Genomic DNA, 22,562 nt, shown 5'->3' with positions numbered 1-22,562 from the left:
AGAGGGGCCTCAGGGAAAACCCCAGTCTATGTTTGCCGACACATTTCGCAAACATTTGCGCACGTCGTTGTTTGCGATTCCACAAAGACAACGAAGATAGGGCGTGGCGCAGCAACACTGCTGAAACAAGCTTGACGTCGGCCCGCGAGCGGCAGCGTTCAAGCGGAGTTTGCCGCGCAATCTCCGTGCTATTGATACCGCTCGCGATATCCCACGGGCGACATGCCGCAGTATTTGTTGAAGATGTCGCGGAAGGCCTTGGTGTCGTTGTAGCCGACTTCGTACATGACTTCGGCGACGCTCTTGCGCGAGCTTTCCAGCCGCTGCTTCGCGGCTTCGACGCGCACGCGCTGAACGTATTCCACGATGCTGTTGCCGGTGGCCTGGCGGAAGCGCCGCTCCAGCGTGCGGCGGCCCAGCGCGTGGCGGCCGGCCAGTTCCTCGACGGTGATCTTTTCCTGGTAGCGGCCTTCAATGTATTCCTGCACCGCCCGCACGATCTCGTCCGCGTGCGACTTCTGCCCCATGAAGACCGAAAAAGGCAACTGGCTCTGGCGGCTCCAGTCCAGCTGGAAATACTTGGCGCACCAGATCGCGGTGTCGCGGTCGGTGTACTTTTCGATCAGGTGCAGCACGAGATGCGCGGCCGAAAATGCGCCGCCGCTCGTATAAACGCCGTTTTCTGCCATGACGACGCGATCGCTGGTCCATCGCACCGTCGGAAAAAGGCTGGCGTACAGGTTTTGCGCAACCCAGTGCACCACCGCCTGCTGCCCGTCGAGCACGCCGCCCGCCGCGAGCAGCGCGGCGCCCATGCACAGGCTGGCGACCTCGCCGCCTTCGCGGTGATGGCGCGACAGCCATTCGATGAGTTCGCGGTTGGACAGGACCGCGTCCGATACCGAACCCAGAAGCGGCGGCGCAATGCAGATATGGATGTCGGTGGCGTCGGCCAGCACCATGTCGGCCTGCACCTTGATGCGTCCGTCGTCCAGGCTGACCTCGCGCGTCAGCGCAAGCGTGCGCACATGGAACCGCGGCTCGCGGCCGTGCGCGCGCAGGTATTCGTTGGCCACCATGAAGCCGTGGCGCGCGGTTTCCAGGGACGCAATATTGGTCCCCTTGGGCAGCAGGAACGCGACGTTTTTCATGTTGCCAAGCATACGCCTGCAGGCTGACGCAATCCACCCGCAAGATTGTCGCAATTGCCTATCTGAAAGCCGCGCGGATCCCGATAAAGTGGTTCCTGCCGATCCAGGAATCCGGACGGCGGCCGGAACGGATTGCGGACGTGCCGGCCCGAACCAGAACAACACGGACGTGAGGAGTGATCGATGGACAAGTACATAGACGGTTTCCTGCTGTGCGTACCCAAGGCCAACCTGGAGACGTACAAGAAAATGGCCACGCACGCCGAGGGCATCTGGCGCGAGCACGGCGCGCTGGACTACCGCGAAGGCGTGGCTGACGACATCGACGGAGAAGGCTTCGCGTCGTTCAGCGCGGCAGCCGGCGCGCGCGAAGGCGAAGTCGTGGTCTTTGCGTGGATCCTGTATCCCAGCAAGGAAGCGCGCAACAGCATCAACGCCAAAGTGATGTCCGATCCGCGCCTGGCGGAAATGTGCTGCGAGGGGGTGTTCGACGTCAAGCGCATGTGCTGGGGCGGCTTTGCCACGCTGGTCGGCACCTAGCGTGCGAGGCCACGCCCCGAGCGCAACCATTCAACCCGCAGCCGTTCAATAAACCTGGAGACACATCATGGCCACCAAAGCAGCCAAGCCCATTCCCGACGGCATGCACACGCTGACGCCGCATATCATTTGCGAGGGCGCCTCCGACGCGCTCGCCTTCTACAAGAAAGCCTTCAATGCCGAGGAGCTGATGCGGCTGCCCGGACCCAACGGCAAGATCATGCACGCGGCCATCCGGATCGGCGATTCGGTCCTGATGCTGATGGATGATTTTCCGGAATGGGGCAGCCTGGGACCGAAGGCGCTCAAGGGCACGCCCGCGGTGCTGCACTTGTACGTGACCGACGCAGACGCCGCGATCCAGCAGGCGGTCGCGGCGGGCGCGCAAGTCACGATGCCCGCTGCCGACATGTTCTGGGGCGACCGCTACGGGCAGGTGGTTGACCCATTCGGCCACCGCTGGTCCATCGCCACGCACATGCAGGACCTCACGCCCGAGGAGATCCAGCAGAACATGGCGAAGATGGGGCCAACGGATGGCTGCGGGGACCCGTCAAAAAATTGAGCGTGCGGCGCGGCGCGGGGGACGCCGCGTCCGCCTTGATTCATCAGGGGGCCAGTTGCGGGTACGGTCCCAGGAAATCCAGCTTGCCGATCGGCACGCCTGCCTGGCGCAGGATGCCGTAGGCGGTGGTCACGTGGAAGTAGAAGTTGGGCAGCGCGAACGTCAGCAGATACTCGTCGCCCTGGAATTCAGGCTTGAAGTTGCCAAAGCTCAGCGTGATGCGACGGCCTTCGGCGCCGTCGACCTGCTCGGGCTTGACGCTTTCCAGATATGCGATCGTGTCCGCGACGCGCTGCTGCAATTGTGCAAGCGTGGTCTCGGTGTCGGCGAATTTCGGGGCGTCGCCTTGCGACAGCCGCTGTGCCGCGAACTTGGACGCATCGCTGGCACGTTGCACTTGGCCCGACAGCGGGTACATGTCGGGCGCGAGGCGCGCGTTAACGAGTTCCGCAGGGTCGATGCCGGTGGCTTGCGCATGCGCGGCAGCCTTTTCCAGCAGCGCGGCCAGCACGTTCAGGCCGCGGATGAAGACAGGCACGGACGCCTGGTACATGGACAGGGGCATATCGACGATTTCCGTAAAAATGGGGTTGGCGAAGGGTGTCAACGGGCGCCAGGCGCTTTGAGATTGCAGCGATGTTACGCCGCCACGGAGTCGCCCGGACGCCGGTGGCGGCGACAACATCATTCTGGATGCCCGGACAATGGCGCACCGCAGCCGGCCACCTGCCTGCTGCCCGCCGCCAGCCACCAGCCAGTCCTTTTTGACGCCGGTGTCTGTCATTGCGCAACGGCAATCGCGCCCGTACGCCGCTGACTCTGAAAGAACCGCCAGACCAGCGCGGAGGCATCAGGACCGCTGCGCGCGTGATACCGGATGGCAGGATCCCCGCCACTCCAGGCGTGTTCAAGCCGCGTGATCTCGCACAACCGCAGCACCGTCTTGCGGCCGCGCAGCACATCCACCCTGCGGTACGCTTTTTCGGTGCCCAACCCCAGCACGCGCTCGATCGGCAACGCGTGCGGATCAGCGGCATTCAGGTTGCGGAACTGTTCGAACAACTGCCTGGCATTGCGCGGCGCCACGGCCGGATCAAGCTGGCCGTGCAGGATCAGTGCCGGCATGCCCAGGTCAAAAACGGCGGGGTCCGCCACGGCTTGCACCAGCGGCGCCAACGGCTTGATACTGCCGCGCCGCATGGTGCTCAGGCCATTGCCGGCGTTATGCGCGTCGCCCACGACCGGCCCCGAGTGCATGGCCACCGCAGCGATCAGGCTTGGATGACGCAGGGCGACCAGGGCCGCCATCCCCGCCCCTGCCGACAGGCCCGCCACGTAGACGCGTTCGGGGTCCAGACCGTGACGCACGACTTCCGACCGGATCAGGGCCGCGATCAGATCAGCCTCGGCCCCGCCATGATCGTCATCCGGCTGAAACCAGCGCCAGCAGCGCTGCACCTGACGCGCCAGCGATTGCTGCGGATACAGCACCATGAAATCCCCGGCGTCCGCCCACTGGTTCATGCGCGATCCACGCGCGAAAGCCTCGGCTGTCTGTCGGCATCCGTGCAGCATCACGACCAGCGGCATGCCGGCGGCTGTGGCACTTACGGAAGCGGGGGTGTAGCGGGCAAAGGCCAGCCGGCGGCCGGTCTTGTCCGTGAACTGGCGGGAGGCCTCCCAGCGGCCGGCGCCAAGCGACGCCGCCTCGGGCGCTGCTGCCCTGCCCGCGCCCGCCGTCCCGCCTGGCCGCGCCGTCTTGACCGCACGCCCCGCCGTGGAGCCGGCGGCCGTCTTGCGCGCCGGCGTGGCGCGCTTGCGGGCTGGTTTGGGGGCCGCCATGCGCATTGCCGTGCGCTGGAGGCGGGTGATCTTTTTTGCCGCTTTGAAAAACAGACTGCTGAAACTGCGCGCCATTGTTAGGGCCTGTTCGGAAGTTCCTGTTTGCCGCGCCGCCCGGGGTGCCGGGGTTGGCAGCGCCGGACGGCGGTCGCCGCGGCTACGCCGCTCCGCAAGGCGGATGCCTGTCGTCTGGTGCGCACGCGTGGATGGGCGGAGAGGACGCCCCAACCGAAAGACCTGGTGCCGGATTCATGAGTGCTTCCCCTAAGAGTGTCGATCACGGCAACGCCTGGCGCGGCCGACGTGCAAGCCCGGAGTGAAGAACATGCGACGCCTCTTTGGGCGATTCGTTCGCGGGACGAATGTATCACAGCGTAACGACGTTGCGATCGGTCAAGCCTACCCGACGCGCGCCTTGAGCGCGCATGCCAAAAAGCCTAAGGTGGAAAACTTGTCATCAACAGGCTCCCCATGTTTCCCAACGACCGACCCCAGACCCTGGGCGAAGAAATCGCCAACAGCATCAGCCACGGCCTGGGCGCCGTGGGCGCGCTGGCCGGCACGCCGCTCCTGATTGCCGCCGCCGTGCGCCAGGGCGATGCCGCCTTCATCGCCGGCGCCGCCGTGTTTGCCGCGTCAATGTGCCTGCTGTACCTCGCGTCCGCCATCTATCACGCCCTGCCCCGCTGCCGCGCCAAGCAGATCTTCAATGTGCTGGACCACTCGGCCATCTACCTGCTCATCGCGGGCACCTACACCCCGTTCGCGCTGGGCGCGCTGCGTGGCCCTTGGGGGTGGACCCTCTTCGGACTGGTGTGGGGCCTGGCGCTGCTGGGCGTGGGCCTGAAGGCCAGCAAGCGGCTCAACCGGCCCTCGCTATCCACCGGCCTGTATCTGGCGATGGGCTGGATCGTCGTTATCGCGGTCAAACCCTTGCTTGAACTGGTGCCGACCGGCGGCCTGTGGTGGCTGGTGGCTGGCGGCCTCGCCTACACCGGCGGCGTGGTCTTCTTTGTGTTCGACAACCGCTGGCGCTACAGCCATTTCATCTGGCATCTGTTCGTGCTGGCCGGCACCGTCTGCCATTTCTTCGCGGTGTTCTGGTACGCGGCGTAAGCCCGCAAAGGCGCCGGATCCGCTTCCGAAGGACAAACCTAAGGACACATCGCGGCCAGCAGCGACTACGAAACCGCGCAAAACGTTTCGAGCGCAAGGGGCCGGCCCCCCCCGGGGCTGCCCCCGCGCCGCGCGTCGGGGATCTCGTGGTCTGCCGACACAGGAAAACACATCGCGAAACTTGTCCCACGGCGGTCCGGCTGGTCATCATGGTCGGACTTTCAACCGGAACAAGGAGTTTTGATGCAGCGTTCCAAATATGCATTCCTATCCGCCGCCATTCTGACGACGGCGCTGTCCGGTGCCCCTGCCCTGGCTCAACAGGCCGCCCAGGCTCCGGCGCAGACGCAAGCTCAGCCGGGCATGGCGCCCGCCGTGCAGAAGCCGACGGATCAGCAATTGCAGAAGTTCGCTTCGGCGTCGCAGAAGATCTCTGGCGTCGTTGACGAATACCGTCCGAAGGTCGAAGCCGCCAAGACCGACGACGCCAAGCAGAAGGTCGTCAAGGAAGCGGACGAAAAAATGGTCAAGCTGGTCCGCGCGGACGGGCTGTCGGTCGAGGAATTCAACGGCATCGGCCAGGCCGTGCAGCAGGATCCCCAGCTTCGTGATCGCCTGATGAAGATGCAGCCGGCGCGGTAAGCCCAGGCGCTGACGGGCACGCAGTCACGCCGCCCACGACGGCCGCCTCGGAAAAACAAGGCGCCGCATGCCCTGAACGGGACATGCGGCGCCTTTCGCATTGCGCGAGGCTCGACGCTGCTGTTGTATCAGGTCTTCAGGCGGTAGCCCGTCTTGAAAATCCACCGCACGCCAATCAGGCATGCAACCAGGAAGGCCAGCGTCATGCCCACGCTGACGCCGATGCTGACGTCCGCTACGCCAAAGAACGCCCAGCGGAAACCGCTGACCAGGTAGACCACCGGATTGAACAGCGTGACGGTCTGCCAGAACGGCGGAAGCATGTTGATCGAATAGAACGTGCCCCCCAGAAAGGTCAGCGGCGTGATGATCATCAACGGAATGATCTGCAGCTTTTCAAACCCGTCGGCCCAGATCCCGATGATGAAACCGAACAGGCTGAACGTGACGGCGGTCAGCACCAGGAACGACAGCATCCAGAACGGATGCGCCACGTCGAACGTCACGAACAGGCGCGCGGTGGCCAGCATGATGAGGCCCAGGATGATGGACTTGCTGGCGGCCGCGCCGACGTAGCCCATCAGGATTTCCACATACGAAATGGGCGCCGAATGGATTTCGTAGATCGTGCCTGAAAAGCGCGGCATGTAAATGCCGAACGAGGCGTTGGCCACGCTCTGCGTCAGCAGCGACAGCATGATCATGCCGGGCACGATGAACGCGCCGTAGCTCACGCCGTCAATTTCGACCATGTGCGAACCGATGGCGGAACCGAACACGACGAAGTAAAGAGACGTTGAAATCACCGGCGACAGCACGCTTTGCATCAGCGTGCGCCAGGCGCGGGCCATTTCGAAAAGGTAGATGGCGCGGATGGCGTAGAAGTTCATGATTGACCGTGCACCAGGCTGACAAAGATGTCCTCGAGCGAGCTTTCCGAGGTGTTCAGGTCTGCAAATTCGATCTGCAGGCGGCTCAGGTCCTGCAGCAGACGCGAAATATCGCCGCCGCGCTCGTTGTCGTAGGTATAGACGAGCTTGTAGCCGTCGGGCGAAAGCTCAAGCTGGTAGGCGTCCAACGCCGTCGGAATGCCGGGCAGCGGCGCCTTCAGTGTCAGCGCAAGCTGGCGTTTGCCCAGCTTGGCCATCAGCGCATTCTTCTCCTCGACCAGGATGATCTCGCCCTTGCGGATCACGCCGATGCGGTCCGCCATTTCCTGGGCTTCTTCGATGTAGTGCGTGGTGAGGATGATGGTGACGCCGCTTTCGCGCAGCCGTCGCACCATTTCCCACATGCCGCGCCGCAATTCGACGTCGACACCCGCGGTGGGCTCGTCCAGGAACAGGATGGCCGGTTCGTGCGACAGCGCCTTGGCGATCATGACGCGCCGCTTCATGCCGCCGGACAGCGCCATGATGCGGCTGTCCTTCTTGTCCCACAGCGACAGATCGCGCAGGACCTTTTCGATATAGGCGGGGTCCGCCGGCTTGCCGAACAGCCCGCGGCTGAAGGTGACCGTGTTCCAGACGCTTTCGAAGGCGTCCGTGGAGATTTCCTGCGGCACCAAACCGATCTTGGACCGGGCGGCGCGGAAATCGGACACGATGTCGTGGCCGTCAGCCAGCACCGTGCCGTGGGTGGGATTGACGATGCCGCAGATGATGCTGATCAGCGTCGTCTTGCCCGCGCCGTTCGGCCCGAGCAACGCGAAGATTTCGCCGCGCTGGATGTCCAGGCTGACATTCTTGAGCGCCTGGAATCCCGACGCATATTGCTTGGATAAGCCTTGTACTGAAATGACTGGCTGCACGCGAGCCCCCAACTTGACCATAGCCGGAGGATTTTACCCGTCGCGCGGCCCGCGCTTGTTCAACCTGGCGGAACGGTGTGTTTTCTTTTTGGGAACACTGGAACTAGTTTTTGGAACACTGGAACTAGAAGTCGTCGTCCTCTTCAACCTTGGGCATCAGGTACGCCGTCAGCGCGCTGGACAGGCCGGCCATCACCCACAAGACAAAAAACGACACCGTGTAGAAGCCCATTCTGCCGGTTGGGACGTAGCCGAAAATGGCCACGTCCAGCGGGTCGATCAGGGCGAAGATCAGTGCGCTACCCGCAGCCGCCGCCATGAACGACGGCCACAGGATCCACATCAAAGATCGCAATCCCATGCGTGAACTCCCCCGATCAAGGTTTGGCGGCTGCAGAGCCGGCGGGCGTCGATGCCGGGCTCGCGGTCGCGCCGGTCGCGGTCTGTTCGATGACCAGACCGCGTTTGACCACACCCTCCTGGATGGGCTGGCTGGCGAATTGGGTCATTGCGAAGTAGATCGTGATGAAGCAGCCGACCATGGCGGCGAACGGACCCGCCATCAGGATCCACGGCCAGGGCTCGCGGTACCAGGGCTTGGCGGGATGCGCCGCGTCGGCGGCGTCAACGGTGATTTGTGCAGCGTTCATGAAGATTCCTTTTGGTGACCAGGGCGGTGTCTGCCCTACTCGGGCACGTAGAAACTGGCAGCTTCGTCGGTTTCAACCTGCCGGTTCTCGCCATCCTGCCCCTTGGCGCGCAGCGTGATGGGATGGGCGCCGGGCGCCGCGCCCGCCGGGGCGCGGATGACCATCGGCACCAGTTTGTTGGCGGCGGGTTCGACCTCGACCACGTCCGATCCCTGTTGGCCCGCCAGCACCGCCAGGTCGGGCATGCCTTCGGCCGTCAGGCGCAGCCGCATGGGCGCGTCCGACGTATTGATGATCTGCAGGCGATACACGTTTTCGATCATGCCCCCTGCTACCTCGCGGCCCAGCACGCCGCGGTCGCGGATCACATCGACGCGCAGCGGGTTGCGGACCACCAGCGAGACGACGAAGGCGATCGCCAGCAACAGGATCAACGTGCCGTAGATCAGGACGCGGGGCCGCAGCAGATGCGACCGCGCGCTCTTCGTGGACAGGCCATCCAGCATGGCGCGCTCGGACGTGTAGCGGATGAGGCCCGGCTCGTACTGCATCTTGTCCATCACCTGATCACAGGCGTCGATGCAGGCGCCGCACCCGATACACATGTACTGCAGACCGTCACGGATGTCGATGCCGGTCGGGCAGACCTGCACGCAGAGACTGCAATCGACGCAGTCGCCCAGCCCCTTCGCCTTGTGGTCCACCTTGCGCGAGCGGCCGCCACGCGGATCGCCGCGGCGCTTGTCGTAGGTGACGACGAAGGTGTCCGGGTCGACCATCACGCTCTGGAAGCGGGCGTACGGGCACATGTACTTGCACACCGATTCGCGCATGAAGCCGGCGTTGCCCCAGGTGGCGAAACCGTAGAACAGCATCCAGAACCACTGCCAGGGTCCGAGCTGCAGCGCGAAGAGTTCGTGACCGAGTTCGCGGATGGGCGCGAAGTAGCCGATGAACGTAGAGCCGGTCCACCAGGCCAACGCGATCCACAGGAAATGCTTGGTGAACTTCAGGCGGAACTTGCGCCAGCTCCAGGGGGATTCGTCCAGCCGGATGCGCGCGATTCGGTCGCCTTCGACCTTGCGCTCGATCCACATGAAGATTTCGGTGTAGACGGTCTGGGGACAGGCGTAGCCGCAGAACAGGCGCCCGGCCACCGCGGTGAAGAGAAACAGCGCCAATGCCGAAATGACCAGCAGCACGGCAAGGTACACGACGTCCTGCGGCCACAGCACCAGGCCGAAGATGTAGAACTTGCGCGCGCCCAGGTCGAACAGCACCGCCTGGCGGCCGTTCCATTCGAGCCAGGGCAAGCCATAGAAGATGATCTGCGTGATAAAGACGAACGCGATACGCCAGCGGGCAAAGATGCCACTGACGGATCGCGGATAGATCTTGCTGCGCACCCCCGCCAACGTCTGCTCCAGGGTCTCCTGGCCAGGACGCGGCGGCCGCGTATGCGGCCGCCAGGGCGGCGGGTCACCGCCAGGCGAACTGCTGACGCTTGCGGTTGACCCATCTTCCATTTGCTGCTCCGTGCTTGTAAGTGCTTAGTGATATGGGAGGCCGCGCGGCCTCCCATTTACGTGCTGCCGGTTCACTGCTTGGCAGTGCTGGCCTCGGCCGGCGCGGCAGCGGTCTGCGTAGACGCGTCGGGCTTGTTGGACAGTCCCCAGACCCACGCAGTCAGGATCTTGATCTGCTCGGGACTCAGGATGTGTTCGTGCGCCGGCATGCGGTTGTCGCGGCCATCAAGAATGGTCTTGACGATGCTGGCTTCCGAACTGCCGTAGAGCCACACGTCGTCCGTCAGGTTCGGCGCACCGACAAGCTGGTTGCCCTTGCCATCGACACCGTGACAGGCGACGCAGAAGTTGGCGAACTCGCGCTTGCCGCGGAACACGCGGACCGGATCGGCGGTCAGGCCCGACAGCGAACGCACGTACTGCGCGATGTCGCCGGCCATCTTGGGATCGATCGAAGCCTTCCAGGGCGGCATGATGCCGTGGCGGCCTTCTTTGATGGTCTGCATGATGGCTTCGGGCGAACCGCCGTGCAGCCAGTCGCCGTCCGTCAGGTTGGGAAAGCTGGGCGCACCCTTGGCGTCGGAGCCGTGGCACTGCGCGCAGGTGTTCAGGAAGAGACGCTGGCCGATTTCACGGGCGCCCGGATCCTGCGCAATCTGCGGCACCGTCATGGTCTCGAAGCGCGCATAGATGGGACGCACGGCTTCAGCCATCTTGGCCTGCTGCTGCGCCACTTCGTCTGCGCTGCTGTAGCCCAGCTTGCCCTTGTATTCGCCCAGGCCCGGCATCAGGAAGAGGTATCCCAGTGCAAAGGCGCAGGCCAGCAGGTACATCCACGTCCACCAGGTGGGGACCGGGTTGTTGAGTTCGGTCAGGTCGCCGTCCCAGACGTGCCCGGTGTCCTCGACCTGGCCGCTGGCCGGCTTGGCGGTGAGCCAGCGGCGTTGCGTGTACAGCAGCCACACGCACCACACCACCCCGCCCACGGCGACGATCGAGATGAAATACCCCCAGAAGCCATTGACGAAATCGCTCATGACCGATTCGCTCCATCTTGTTGTGCCTGCCCGAATTCATCGGGCAGTGCGAACGGCAGCATGGCCGATTCGCGGTTGGCGCCCTGGCGGCCGCGCGAGCAGGCCCACCAGACGATGCCGAAAAAGGTTGCCATCGAGATGGCGGTGACGATTGCGCTCAGGTAGCCGACCATGATCAGCCTCCTGTGGCCGCTTGCGCGGCGGGTTGCACGGCCGATTGGGCGGCAGGTTGCTGAGCCTTCTTGGCCGCTTCCGCCTTGGCCTCTTCGGCCTGCTTGGCAAGCTGCGCCTTGCGCACGCCGACACCCAGGCCTTGCAGATAGGCCACCAGCGCGTCTTCTTCCGTCTTGCCTTCGATTGCCTTGGGCGCGGCGGCGATTTCCTCGTCGGTGTAAGGCACGCCCAGGGCACGCAGGGCACGCATGCGCTGGTCGACGTTCTGGCCGGTGATGACCGTCTTTTCCAGCCACGGATACGCCGGCATGTTGGATTCCGGCACGACCTTGCGCGGATCGCGCAAGTGGATGCGGTGCCAGTCGTCGGAGTAGCGCTCGCCGACGCGCGCCAGGTCCGGACCCGTGCGCTTGGAGCCCCACAGGAACGGGTGATCGAACACCGATTCGGACGCCAGCGAGTACGACCCGTAGCGCTGGACTTCAGCGGCGAGCACGCGCACCTGCTGCGAATGGCAGCCCACGCAGCCTTCGCGGATGTACACGTCGCGGCCCATCAGCCGAAGCGGGCTGTAGGGCTCGACGCCCGCCACGGGCTGGGTGGTGCTGTGCTGGAAGAACAGCGGGATGATTTGCACCAGGCCTGCGAAGGAGACCACCAGGATGCTGGCGATGATCATCCAGCCGATGTTCTTCTCGAGGGTCTGATGAGAAAAGAAGCCGTGATTCTTGTTGGCCATGATGTCCTCGTCAAACAGTGGCCGGCACGGCGGTCGCGGGGACCGACGGACGGGCGGCATGGGGATCGTCTTGCGGAATGGCGGGATTGACCGCGGTCGCGCCGCTCACCGTCTTCCATACGTTCCAGGCCATGACGAACACACCGCACAAGAACAGGGTTCCACCCAGCAAACGGATCAGGTAGTACGGAACGCGCGTCTTCAGTTCTTCGACGAAGCTGTAGACCAGGGTGCCGTCCGGCGCCGTGTCGCGCCACATCAGGCCCTGCTGCACGCCGGCGATCCACATGGCGGCGATGTACAGCACCACGCCGATGGTCGCGATCCAGAAGTGCAGTTCGATGGCCTTGACGCTGTACATCTTTTCGCGGCCATAGAGGCGCGGGATCAGGTAGTAGAGCGAGCCGAACGAAATCATGGCGACCCAGCCCAGCGCGCCGGAGTGCACGTGGCCGATGGTCCAGTCCGTGTAGTGCGACAGCGCGTTCACGGTGCGGATCGACATCATCGAGCCTTCGAACGTGGACATGCCGTAGAACGACAGCGCGGTGACCATGAACTTCAGGATCGGGTCGGTGCGCAGCTTGTACCAGGCGCCCTGCAGGGTCATGATGCCGTTGATCATGCCGCCCCAGGAAGGCGCCAGCAGGATCAGCGAGAAGGTCATGCCCAGCGACTGGGTCCAGTCGGGCAGCGAGGTGTACAGCAGATGGTGCGGGCCCGCCCACATGTACGTGAAGGCCAGCGCCCAGAAGTGGACGATGGACAGGCGGTACGAGTAGATGGGACGGCCGGCCTGCTTGGGCACGAAGTAATACATCATGCCCAGGAAGCTGGTGGTCAGGAAGAAGCCCACCGCGTTATGGCCGTACCACCACTGCACCATGGCGTCCTGCACGCCCGCGTAGGCGGAGTAGGACTTCCACATCGACACCGGCATTTCAATGTTGTTGAAAATGTGCAGGATGGCGATGGTGAGGATGTACGAGCCGAAGAACCAGTTGGCCACGTAGATGTGCTTGGACCGGCGCTTGATGATGGTGCCGAAGAACACGATGGCGTAGGCGACCCAGACCAGCGTGATCAGGATGTCGATGGGCCATTCGAGTTCGGCGTATTCCTTGCTGCTGGTAAAACCCATGGGCAAGGTGATGGCGGCTGCGACGATGACGACCTGCCAGCCCCAGAACGTGAAGGCGGCAAGCTTGTCGCAGAAGAGGCGCGCCTGACAGGTGCGCTGGACGACGTAATAGGACGTCGCGAAAAGTGCGCTGCCGCCGAAGGCGAAGATCACGGCGTTGGTGTGCAGCGGGCGCAGGCGGCCGTAGCTGAGCCATGCGGTGTCGAAATTCAATTGAGGCCAAATTAGCTGAGCGGCCAGAAAAACACCGACAGCCATGCCGACAATGCCCCAGACCACGGTCATGATGGCGAACTGCCGCACGACCTTGTAGTTGAAGGTATCGGACTTGCTTGCGATTGCGGGGCAATCGTTCATCACCCATCCCCTAAAGTAACAAGAACTTCCAGGTTTCGATGATGGGACTAGTCACTCGAGGAGGCGTTGATTTGGATCAACCGGGTTGCGACGCCTTGGACATCGCTGCATAACCGCAACGCTATTAGGGGTATCGGGCCGTGAAAAGACCTGGCCGATGCGCTGCGGCGGGGTCCGCAGAGGCGCATCGGCGGCGGTAATTTGCGCCCCGGCGATCAGCGGCGGCCGGCGGGGCCGCTGTCGTCGTCGCGCAGGATGGCCGTGCCGGCGCTGTCGGTGTCGTCGTACTGACCGTTGAAGACGGCCCACCACAGCGATACGCCGATCGCCAGCACGAAAAGCAGCGACAGCGGCAGTAGCAGGTAGAGGATGGTCATGGCGCGGCTCCCAGTGCGGCGCCAGCGGCCAGACGGCCCGACCAGTCGCGGCGGCACAGGCGCCAGGAGTTGTAGGCCACGGCCAGCGACGACACCAGCATGGTGATGGCGGCAAGCCAGGGCGTGACCCAGCCCACCAGGGCCAGCGGCGTCATCAGCAGATGCCAGACGAGCGAGCCGTAAAGATTCTGCCGCGCCTTGCGCCGGGCATCGGCAAGCAGCGCGTCAAGCGCGGCCTCGGGCATGTCCGGATGCGCCGCCAGCGCGCTGTGCGCGGAAGCCATGGCGGTGGGGACGGCCATGGACATGGCACAGGGACAGCTCATGACCAGCAGCGCCACCATGACGGGAATGCTGTGGGCGGGATCGATGTAGGCCCAGCCCGCCGCGGCGGCCAATGCCAGCGCGACCTGCACCATGACGAAACGCGACGCCACGCGGTCGGCGCGCGTGCCGAGCAACAGGCGCTGGTCTTCGACGCGGGCATGGCGGCGGCCGGCGGAACCCGCGCCGCCGAAGGATTGGCGGGCGCACAGTTCCAGATAGCGCGCGGTCAGCAGGAACGCGACGAACATCGTGACCGAGTCGAAATAGACTTCGCCCCGCCCCGTATACGTGGCGTGGACGCTGGGGATGAAGGCGGCAATGATGCCTAGCGCCACCGGCACATCCATGCCGGCGCGGCCCTGCCGCAGATTGGCGCCCGCGTGGCGCCAGATGGGCCATGCCGAATACAGGACGACGGGCACGGTCAGCGCGAAGCTGGCCCAGTTCATGAGGACGATGGCCCAGTCCAGGGTTTCCAGCGCGTCGGCGGGCATGGATTCATGGCGCAGATAGCCGGGCCAGGCGAACATCATGACCTGCATCATTGCCAGCCAGGCGAGCGACAGACGCACCAGCGCATGGCGGCGTTGCTGGCGGTCGGCATCGGGCAGGCTGGCCGGGACGGCGAAAATCGATTTGGCACGCATGTTGCCGATGGTAGTCAGGCCTGTCCCCGACCGCCTTGATCTGAATCAAGACGCCAAAGACGATTTGCCACTGCCCCGCCGCCCCGCCGCCCTGCCGCCTCCCCGCCTCGCCTCCCCGCCTCGCCATCATGCCGCCCGCCCATCCTCCGGCACTGATCTATGTGACGGGTGGCGCGCGGACGGGGCAACTGATAAAACGGTGCTCTGGCCGCTGCGGTTGTCCATTGCGCTGCCGCAGCCGCCTCCCCTACGCCCGCGGCACGTCCGCAGGTTCCGGCGCTGTCCGGCCGCGCTCGACCAACATGGGGCCGTGGTGACCATTCACCTGGCTTGCGGTATGCAGAAGACATCGACGCGGCGCCCCGTCGGGGTTTTTGTAACCGGCACCGATACCGGTATCGGCAAGACGCTGGTGTCGGCCATCCTCGCCCGCGCCTGGAACGCCGACTACTGGAAACCCGTGCAGACGGGTGTCGCCGAGGATCCGGGCGATACCGACACCGTGGCGCAGCTGGCGCAGTTGCCGCCCCACCGCCTGCATTTACTTGCCTACGTCCTCCAGGCGCCGCTATCGCCATGGGCGGCAGCCACGCTGGAAGAGACCGTGGTCGATGCCACCAGCATCGTGCCGCCCCCGACACGCGCGCCGCTGATCGTGGAAGGCGCGGGCGGCCTGTATATGCCGATCGACGATACGCACATGATGATCGACCTGATCGCGCGCCTGGGCATGCCGGTGGTGTTGGCGGCGCGCAGCGGACTGGGCACCATCAACCACACCTTGCTCAGCCTCGCGGCGCTGCAGCGGCACGGCATTCCGGTGCTTGGCGTGGTCATGAGCGGACCGCCCTCCGCGGGCAACAAGGAAGCCATCGAACGCTTTGGCGGCGTGCGGGTGCTGGCCGAGATACCGCCGCTGCCGCGTGTGGACGCTGCCGCGGTCGACGAACTAGCCAAGGGCATTGCGCCGCTGACCGAATGTCTGGCGTCGCTGTACGGCGCCGAGGCCGAAGCGGACTAGCCGGGCCAGCGGCTTCGTGCGCGGCGCGTCACTGCCGCGCCATGTCGATGAACGCCCGCAGCGCCGATGACACACGGCGCTGGCGGGGGTAATACAACATGAATCCGGGGATCGTCGGGCACCAGTCCTCAAGCAGCCGCACCAGCTTGCCGGATGCCAACAGTCCGGCAACGTAGTTTTCCGGCACGTAGCCGATGCCGATGCCGTCGGCGGCCGCCCGCACCTCGGCGTGCACGTCGCTCAGGGCCAGACGCCCCGGCACGTCGAACTCCAGCACCTCGCCGTCCCGCTTGAATACCCACTTGAAGTACCGGCCACTGGGGAAACGATAGCGGACGCATTCGTGCCTCATCAGGTCAGCCGGATGCCGTGGCGGCTCGCGCTCCCGCAGGTAATCCGGCGAGGCCACCACCACGGAGCGCAGCGCCGGGCCGATGGGAACGGCCACCATGTCCTCGGGCACCGCTTCGAGCAGACGCACACCTGCGTCGAAGCCGGACTTCACGATGTCGACAAAGCTGTCGTCTTCGCCGATCTCCAGGCGGATGTCCGGGTAGGCGGCCAGGAACTGAGCCGCCATCGGCATCAGCAGCAGGTACGACGCCGCGCGCGACGTATTGATGCGCAGCGTGCCGGCGGCGGAGCCGCGAAAGTGGTTCATTTCGTCCAGCGCGTCGTCCAGCCCGTGCAGCACCGGCTGCAAACGCTCGGCCAGGCGCTGGCCCGCGTCGGTCAGTGCCACGCTGCGCGTCGTGCGGTTAAAGAGATTCACGCCCAGCCGCTCTTCCAGTTTGCGGATCGCGTAGCTGACCGCCGATGTGGACAGGCTGAGCTCTTCGCCCGCCTTGCGGAAACTGCCCAGGCGGGCCACTGCTGAGAACGCGGCAAGATGGGACAGGTTGTCGAGCGGCATGATTATGCAAATTCATTCAATAAATCATGCCGAAATTCTAGCTTGAATGGGGTCCTTACCCGGAATATTGTGAACGCCTGCTCAACAAATACCCCAAGAGGCCGTCATGATCCAAGCCCAAGGCTACGCCGCCCACAGCGCCGACACCCCGCTCGTCCCCTTCAGCTTCACGCGCCGTGAACCCGGCGATGACGATGTGCTGATCGACATCCTGTATAGCGGCATCTGCCACTCCGACCTGCACCAGGCGCGCGGCGACTGGGGCAATTCCATGTACCCCATGGTGCCCGGCCACGAGATCATCGGCCGCGTCGCGCAAGTGGGCAAGAACGTGTCGAAGTTCAAGGTGGGCGATTACGCCGGCGTGGGTTGCATGGTGGACTCGTGCCGCCATTGCAAGGCATGCCAACTGAACCTCGAACAGTACTGCGAGGAAAACGCCACGCTGACCTACAACGACAAGGAACGCGGCAGCGACCAGCTGACGTTTGGCGGGTATTCCGATCGCATCGTGGTCCGCGAGCATTTTGTCGTGAAGGTGTCCGACAAGCTCGACCTGAAGGCCGTCGCGCCGCTGCTGTGCGCCGGCATCACCACCTACTCTCCGCTGCGCCACTGGAAGGTCGGCCCCGGCAAGAAGGTGGGCGTCATCGGTCTGGGCGGCCTGGGCCACATGGGCGTCAAGTTTGCACACGCGATGGGCGCTCACGTGGTGATGATCACGACGTCTGCCGACAAGGCGCGCGACGCCAAGCGTCTGGGCGCGGATGAAGTGCTGGTGTCGCGCGATGCCGACGCCATGGCGGCGCACGCCGGCACGTTCGACTTTCTGTTGAACACCGTTCCCGTCAGCCACGACGTCAATCCCTACATGGCGCTGCTGGCGCTGGACGGCACCATGGCGCTGGTGGGCGCATTGACGCCGTTGGATCCGATCCCCGGCGCCAACCTCATCATGGGCCGCAAGTCCCTGGCGGGCTCGGCGATCGGCGGCATGGAAGAGACCCAGGAGATGATGGACTTCTGCGCCGAACACAACATCGTCAGCGATGTCGAAATGGTGCCGATCCAGGCCGTCAACGAGGCCTACGAGCGGCTGGTGAAGAACGACGTCAAATATCGCTTCGTGATCGACATGGCTTCGCTGAAGGAAGAACGCGCCGCCGCGTAGGTCAACACACACGCAAGGCAAAGCGGGGCCGGGTTCGTTACGGACGCAAACAAAAAAAAGCGGACCCGGATTCACGTCGTCAATCGGGATGGCGGCCGACCTGCGCGCCGCAGACCTACGCCGCATCTCTTAGAACAAAAGGTTGAGATTTCACTTCAACCGTTCCTCTGGCGTCATCCTTCCTACAACCTTCGTTTACATCCATCCGGCTTTTCCGGACGTTGCTGCGGTCGCTCGTGGAATCGTGTGCGGCCGCAGCCGGGGCACGCGCGGCCTCCCGTCACGACATTGACGGCAGACGCGGCGGGCGGATAGATTTTCGCCACTTGCACCGTTCGATTCAGATCGGGCAAATCAAGCAGTCCGACATTCAAGCAGTTCGCTGTGCGCAGTTCGATTCGCAGGTAGCTGGACCATCGCCCGTACACGGGCATGGGCAGGGATTTGTTTCCCGGGTTCCTTGTTTGGAGAACTGGCATGGCCACGAAAAAGCCTCGTCCGGCTGCGAAGACCGACACCGTGAAACGCCGCGAACCTGCGGCAGGCGAACCTGCGGCAGGCGAACCTGCGGCTGGCGGACTCGCCGCAGGCGGACCAAGGGTGGTGATCGATGGCGGCGTTGTCCGCATCCCGCCCATCCTTCCCCTCTTTCCGCCCGATCACAACCGCAACTTTTTCGACGGCTCGCGTCCCGGCCATCCGGTATTGCGCGCCGACGATCTGCTGGCCTTGCGCATCGAACTGCGCAACCTGACCATCACGCCGGGACAGCCGCCGCGGCTGCAAAAAACCGCCAGCGGCGCCGCGACGTTGATCCTGCACTTTCCGCCGCAGTCCATCGCCGAGGAAACGTTCTTCGAGACTGCGGCCGCCGGCACGAAGAACCCCGACCCGCCGCGTCCCGGCACGCCCGCCAAGCCCGAGCCGTCCGGCGGCGGCGCCGAACCGCCGACCGGCCCGCCGGTGCGCGCCCGCATCGCCAACGAGTCCCGGCTGGCCTTTACCGTGCCGGACGGCTTTGACGTGCCGTACACGCTGGAACGGGTGCTGCAGGCCGTCGAGTCGCTGCCGTTAGCCGTGCCCGCCAACGCACGGCCGCCCACGGCCAAGGCGCCGCGCCCCCCGCTTCGCTGGCACGACCTGCTGGAGATCGGTTTTGACAAGCGCGTGGCCAAGCTGCCCCCGGCGCAGCGCGCGGCGCTGTCGAGCTTTGCCTTGCGCAACGCGCGCATCGCCATGCAGCCCGACGCCCCCGGCGCCAATCTGCTGCTGCGGCAGGCAAGCGGCAGTCCGGGACTGCGGGCCTACCGCCTGCCGGCCGTCCGGACCGACGTACCGCCGCTGCGCGCCGGCGACATCGCCATCCCCGTGCCGCGGGGGCCGCGCCCCGCGCCGCCAACGGCGCAGCAGACGGCGATCGAACTGCCGTGGCGGCTGATCCTCAGCCCATATGCACAGGAGCGCTGGCGCCACGCCAAATCCCCCGCCACGTCAGCAGCCACGCTGCATACGGAGCTATGGCATTCGCGGCTGCTGGCGCCCGCGTCGGCCGATCCCGACGTCGAACCGCCGCAGGCCGACGCCCAGCGCACCGTGCGCGCGGTCTGGGCATTGGGCGGCGAAGGCACCACGAAGCCCATGCAATCGGCCTTTCCCGTGCCGGCCAGCACGTATCTGCCCGCCCCCGGCATCAGTCCCTTCCGCATGCCGATGGACGACTTCGACCGGTTCCAGATCGCGCATCTGTCTTCCAATTTCTCGGTGGCCAATTACGCGCCGCAGGCCATCGGCACAAACCTGCTGATGTTGTCCGCGCTGGGCGCATGGCTGGATTCTCGCGGCAACTGGGATGCGCCCGGGCTGTCGCTGGAAGAATGGACGCATCGCGGCACGATGGGCCGCGACCACTATGTGCGCGTGGTCTACAAAGGCCTGCTGTTTCCGTTCGGCCATCGCGTCTCGCTCATCAAGGTCAGCGAACGCAAGTTCCATCGCGACCGCAGCGGGAATCCGGCGTACCTGCGCCAACGTCTTTTCATCGTCGTGCGCGAGCGCGAAAAGGTCTTTGCGCATCCCGACTACGTGACGCGCGATCCGGCGGGCAACACCGTGTTCCTGCACCGTCAGATGCCGTTGACCAGCGTGCGCATCCTGACCTCGTCCACGCCCAACCTGGATTCGCCGCTGGCATCGCCCGGCGGCATCTTGGGCCAACTGTTGTTCTGGCCCTACGTGGGCGGCGCGCCCTTCCGCTTCGCGTGCGCGGCCACGGACATCGACGGGCGCGTCATGCAGTTCGACCTGCCCATGATCTTCATGGACGGCGGCGAGGCCTGCCCGCGCAAGCAATCCGGGCAATGGCTGACGCCCATGTTCGACAAGGCGGAGGACTTTGCCGAAACCGCCCGGACCGCGTGGCGAAACGCCCCGCTGTCGCAGCGCAGCGCGCCCATGAACCAGCAGCAGGTAACGCTGGCGCCCAGCCAGAAGGCGGGCGACACCGCTGCGCAGGCCGACTCGCTGGAATTCGACGCGGTCGTCGACAAGGGCAATGTGCAGTTGCGGGCCTACAGCGACGACCTGACCGGCCCCGTCTTCTATCCGTACATCCGGCGCGCCGCCATCCGCATCGCCGCGCTGGCCAAGCTGACCGGCAGCGCAAAGAACAGCACGCTGACATGGAATCCGTACTACCTGGCGCACGGCTTTGACGGCAATGCCGGACAGGTGTTCGGCGACATCGATGCGGAGCCCGGCTACCAGGGCGGCGCGTCCCTGGACTTCTCGGCGCAGGGCGACCGCTCGGGCGGCTTCGTGCAGCCGAATCTGCGGCCCACGGCGCTGTCGCGGCTGGCGGGCCCGATCAGCGGCAAGGCCGACGACTTCATCGCCGGGCGCATGATCGGCGCCGACGTGTTCCCCGCGTCAGGCGGCGGGCTGCCGTTGCCGCTGTTGTTTGGCTGCATTCCGCTGGGCGACGTGATCCAGGTCGTGGAGGACGTGGCCGGGCAGGCGGACAAGGTGCCGCGCTTCGTGGCCGAGGCCTGCTCGCAGCTCGAAAGCCTGGTGAACGACGCGGGCCGGCTGTACGGGCTGGTGGCGGGCATGGTGCAGGAACCGGGCCGCATCGCGCAAGGCGCCCTCACCGCGCTGGACGACACGCTGGACGACCTGCAGGAGCAGGCCGAGGCGTACGCGCAACCCCTGGTGCAGAACGCGCGCGACCAGGTGGACGCGCTGGCGGCGGCTGCCACGGCGATCAGCGCGCAGGTGGCGCAGCTGGCCGGCATGTCCTTCGACACGGCGCCCGCCCTGCCCGGCCTGCCAGCAGCGTTGACCACGGCGCAAGGCGCCATCACCAACTTGCGGGGCGCGGCGGACGCCAAAGTCGGCGGCGTCTCGCTGCCGTCGGGTCTGCGCCAGTCGCTCCTGGAGGCGGCACGGACAGCCGAGATCCTGGTCAACGGCCTGGGCGTCGTGCCCGTGCTGCTGACGCAAGGCAAGACGCTGTACGACGCGCTGGATGCACTGGTCGGGCAGCCCGATCAACTGGGCGCGATCTTCTCGGACCCCACGGTGCTCAAGCCCCGGCTGCAGGCCGTCTCCGCGGCGGTGCAACCGCTGGCCGACACGATTGCCGCTTCCGTACTGCTGGACGGCGCGCCGCGCCAATTGCTGACCACCGCGCTGCGCGCCGTGAAAACCGCCATGGACGCGGTGCTGGCCAGCGCCGAGCTGCTGGAGATGCTGACCGGCGACGAATTGACACTGCGCTTTGACTGGAACCCCGCGATCAAGAGCTGGTCGCTGGTCGCGGGCGAACCGCCGCTCTTTCGCGTCAATGACCCGCAGGGCTTTCGCGTGGCCGTGGAAGCCAAGGTGCGCAAGAACGGCCAGAGCGCGCCCAAGCTGTCGGTGACGTGTTCGCTCAAGAGCTTTGACCTGGTGCTGATCGCGCCGGCCAGCTTTCTGGAACTGAATTTCGAGAAGATCGAGTTTCGCGTGAACACCGCGTCCAAGATGAACGTGGACGTGCTGCTGACGGGCATCAAGTTCGTCGGGCCGCTGTCGTTCGTGGAAACGCTGCGCGACCTGATTCCGCTGGACGGCTTCTCCGATCCGCCGCATCTGGACATCACGCCGCAAGGCATCGACGCGGGCTACAACGTGGCGCTGCCGGCCATCGCCATCGGCGTGTTCAACCTGTCCAACCTGAGCCTGGGCGCGGGCTTCACGGTGCCCTTCATCGGCCAGCCGCTGTCGGTGCGCTTCAACTTCTGCACGCGCGAGCAACCCTTCAACCTGTCCGTCTGCATGTTCGGCGGCGGGGGCTTTTTCGGCATCACGCTGGATCCGAAGGGCGTGCAGATCATGGAGGCGGCGTTCGAGTTCGGCGCCAGCGTGTCCGTGAACCTGGGCGTGGCCTCGGGCGGTGTGCACGTCATGGCCGGCATCTACTTCCGCATGGAGCAGACCGCGTGCTCGCTGACCGGGTACTTCCGCATGGGCGGGTACGTCAGCGTGCTGGGCCTGATCAGCGTGTCGATCGAGCTGTACCTGGAGATGCGCTACGAGTTCGAAAGCGGCAAGTGCGCCGGACGCGCCACGCTGACGATCGAGATCGAGATCTTCATGTTTTCCAAGACCGTGGAGATCAGTTGCGAGCGCAAGTTCGCGGGCGCCAACGGCGACCCGGGATTCCGCGACCTGATGGGCCCGCGTCCCGACCTGCCGCTGGACGAGGAACTGGCGCTTATCGACGACGACAGCCGCTACGCCTGGCGCGAATACGCCGAAGCCTTTGCCTGAGGACTGC

The 22,562-nt window shown here is 65.1% G+C and carries 21 protein-coding genes and 1 pseudogene; 7 read left to right on the top strand and 15 right to left on the bottom strand.

The window, feature by feature from the left end; genetic code table 11:
• Positions 1-188 precede the first annotated feature (188 nt).
• On the bottom strand, positions 189-1,163 hold the full coding sequence (locus tag B2W22_RS15250) for a GlxA family transcriptional regulator (protein WP_218344657.1): 975 nt from the start codon (positions 1,161-1,163) through the stop codon (positions 189-191).
• A 171-nt stretch (positions 1,164-1,334) separates the two neighbouring features.
• Here B2W22_RS15250 and B2W22_RS15245 point away from each other — a divergent pair, with 171 nt between their 5' ends.
• Positions 1,335-1,691 carry a DUF1428 domain-containing protein gene (locus B2W22_RS15245; RefSeq protein WP_175183930.1) on the top strand — a complete coding sequence of 119 codons (357 nt, stop codon included), beginning with the start codon at positions 1,335-1,337 and terminating at the stop codon, positions 1,689-1,691.
• 67 nt (positions 1,692-1,758) lie between these two features.
• Positions 1,759-2,256: a VOC family protein gene (locus B2W22_RS15240; protein WP_286938444.1), complete on the top strand. Its 498-nt coding sequence runs from the start codon at positions 1,759-1,761 to the stop codon at positions 2,254-2,256.
• Positions 2,257-2,299: 43 nt separating this feature from the next.
• On the opposite strand, the gene B2W22_RS15235 is transcribed toward B2W22_RS15240, so the two are convergent.
• Positions 2,300-2,821: a DUF1993 domain-containing protein gene (locus B2W22_RS15235; RefSeq protein ID WP_175123599.1), complete on the bottom strand. Its 522-nt coding sequence runs from the start codon at positions 2,819-2,821 to the stop codon at positions 2,300-2,302.
• A gap of 215 nt (positions 2,822-3,036) precedes the next feature.
• Positions 3,037-4,098, bottom strand: coding sequence for an alpha/beta hydrolase family esterase (locus tag B2W22_RS15230; RefSeq protein WP_254594141.1), 1,062 nt, complete (start codon positions 4,096-4,098; stop codon positions 3,037-3,039).
• 471 nt (positions 4,099-4,569) lie between these two features.
• On the opposite strand from B2W22_RS15230, the gene trhA reads away from it, so the two are divergent.
• Complete coding sequence (trhA, locus tag B2W22_RS15225) at positions 4,570-5,214, top strand: PAQR family membrane homeostasis protein TrhA (protein ID WP_175183934.1); 645 nt, start codon at positions 4,570-4,572, stop codon at positions 5,212-5,214.
• 243 nt (positions 5,215-5,457) lie between these two features.
• Positions 5,458-5,856, top strand: a complete 399-nt coding sequence (locus B2W22_RS15220) for a DUF4168 domain-containing protein (RefSeq protein WP_175123602.1) — start codon at positions 5,458-5,460, stop codon at positions 5,854-5,856.
• A 128-nt stretch (positions 5,857-5,984) separates the two neighbouring features.
• Here the strand turns inward: B2W22_RS15220 and B2W22_RS15215 are convergent, their stop codons facing one another.
• The 11 genes from B2W22_RS15215 to B2W22_RS15165 all read right to left on the bottom strand — a co-directional run bounded on the left by B2W22_RS15215 (position 5,985) and on the right by B2W22_RS15165 (position 14,641).
• Complete coding sequence (locus B2W22_RS15215; RefSeq protein ID WP_175138116.1) at positions 5,985-6,746, bottom strand: ABC transporter permease; 762 nt, start codon at positions 6,744-6,746, stop codon at positions 5,985-5,987.
• Positions 6,743-7,666 carry an ABC transporter ATP-binding protein gene (locus B2W22_RS15210; protein ID WP_175183935.1) on the bottom strand — a complete coding sequence of 308 codons (924 nt, stop codon included), beginning with the start codon at positions 7,664-7,666 and terminating at the stop codon, positions 6,743-6,745. The genes B2W22_RS15215 and B2W22_RS15210 overlap by 4 nt, the downstream gene beginning before the upstream one ends.
• Positions 7,667-7,790: 124 nt before the next feature.
• The gene (locus tag B2W22_RS15205; protein WP_175138114.1) at positions 7,791-8,027 is read right to left on the bottom strand and encodes a hypothetical protein; all 237 of its coding nucleotides are present in this window, start codon (positions 8,025-8,027) and stop codon (positions 7,791-7,793) included.
• Positions 8,028-8,043: 16 nt separating this feature from the next.
• Positions 8,044-8,316: a FixH family protein gene (locus tag B2W22_RS15200; RefSeq protein ID WP_175123606.1), complete on the bottom strand. Its 273-nt coding sequence runs from the start codon at positions 8,314-8,316 to the stop codon at positions 8,044-8,046.
• A 35-nt stretch (positions 8,317-8,351) separates the two neighbouring features.
• The gene (gene ccoG / locus B2W22_RS15195) at positions 8,352-9,842 is read right to left on the bottom strand and encodes a cytochrome c oxidase accessory protein CcoG (protein WP_175123607.1); all 1,491 of its coding nucleotides are present in this window, start codon (positions 9,840-9,842) and stop codon (positions 8,352-8,354) included.
• Positions 9,843-9,913: 71 nt separating this feature from the next.
• The gene (gene ccoP / locus B2W22_RS15190; RefSeq protein WP_175123608.1) at positions 9,914-10,879 is read right to left on the bottom strand and encodes a cytochrome-c oxidase, cbb3-type subunit III; all 966 of its coding nucleotides are present in this window, start codon (positions 10,877-10,879) and stop codon (positions 9,914-9,916) included.
• Positions 10,876-11,052: a cbb3-type cytochrome oxidase subunit 3 gene (locus B2W22_RS15185; protein ID WP_056563017.1), complete on the bottom strand. Its 177-nt coding sequence runs from the start codon at positions 11,050-11,052 to the stop codon at positions 10,876-10,878. The genes ccoP and B2W22_RS15185 overlap by 4 nt, the downstream gene beginning before the upstream one ends.
• Positions 11,053-11,054: 2 nt before the next feature.
• Positions 11,055-11,792: a cytochrome-c oxidase, cbb3-type subunit II gene (ccoO, locus tag B2W22_RS15180; RefSeq protein WP_175123609.1), complete on the bottom strand. Its 738-nt coding sequence runs from the start codon at positions 11,790-11,792 to the stop codon at positions 11,055-11,057.
• A gap of 10 nt (positions 11,793-11,802) precedes the next feature.
• Positions 11,803-13,290: a cytochrome-c oxidase, cbb3-type subunit I gene (gene ccoN, locus B2W22_RS15175; protein ID WP_175123610.1), complete on the bottom strand. Its 1,488-nt coding sequence runs from the start codon at positions 13,288-13,290 to the stop codon at positions 11,803-11,805.
• Between the two features lie 215 nt (positions 13,291-13,505).
• The gene (ccoS, locus tag B2W22_RS15170; protein WP_175123611.1) at positions 13,506-13,667 is read right to left on the bottom strand and encodes a cbb3-type cytochrome oxidase assembly protein CcoS; all 162 of its coding nucleotides are present in this window, start codon (positions 13,665-13,667) and stop codon (positions 13,506-13,508) included.
• Complete coding sequence (locus B2W22_RS15165) at positions 13,664-14,641, bottom strand: hypothetical protein (RefSeq protein ID WP_286938441.1); 978 nt, start codon at positions 14,639-14,641, stop codon at positions 13,664-13,666. Before B2W22_RS15165 ends, ccoS begins: the two co-directional genes overlap by 4 nt.
• 244 nt (positions 14,642-14,885) lie before the next feature.
• Here B2W22_RS15165 and bioD point away from each other — a divergent pair.
• Positions 14,886-15,662, top strand: a pseudogene (bioD, locus tag B2W22_RS15160) (dethiobiotin synthase); the annotation flags it as partial.
• Positions 15,663-15,690: 28 nt separating this feature from the next.
• On the opposite strand, the gene B2W22_RS15155 reads toward bioD, so the two are convergent.
• Positions 15,691-16,575, bottom strand: a complete 885-nt coding sequence (locus B2W22_RS15155) for a LysR family transcriptional regulator (protein WP_175123614.1) — start codon at positions 16,573-16,575, stop codon at positions 15,691-15,693.
• 106 nt (positions 16,576-16,681) lie between these two features.
• Between B2W22_RS15155 and B2W22_RS15150 the strand changes: the two genes are divergently transcribed.
• Together B2W22_RS15150 and B2W22_RS15145 are read left to right on the top strand one after the other, a co-directional pair.
• A complete protein-coding gene (locus tag B2W22_RS15150; RefSeq protein ID WP_175123615.1) occupies positions 16,682-17,746 on the top strand; it encodes an NAD(P)-dependent alcohol dehydrogenase in 1,065 nt (354 codons plus the stop codon).
• Positions 17,747-18,223: 477 nt separating this feature from the next.
• Positions 18,224-22,555: a hypothetical protein gene (locus tag B2W22_RS15145; RefSeq protein ID WP_286938437.1), complete on the top strand. Its 4,332-nt coding sequence runs from the start codon at positions 18,224-18,226 to the stop codon at positions 22,553-22,555.
• Positions 22,556-22,562: the final 7 nt, after the last annotated feature.

Source organism: Achromobacter sp. UBA4530 (genome assembly GCF_002388205.1).
GTDB lineage: Bacteria > Pseudomonadota > Gammaproteobacteria > Burkholderiales > Burkholderiaceae_B > Achromobacter > Achromobacter animicus.
This window is presented reverse-complemented; position numbering and strand designations above follow the sequence as displayed.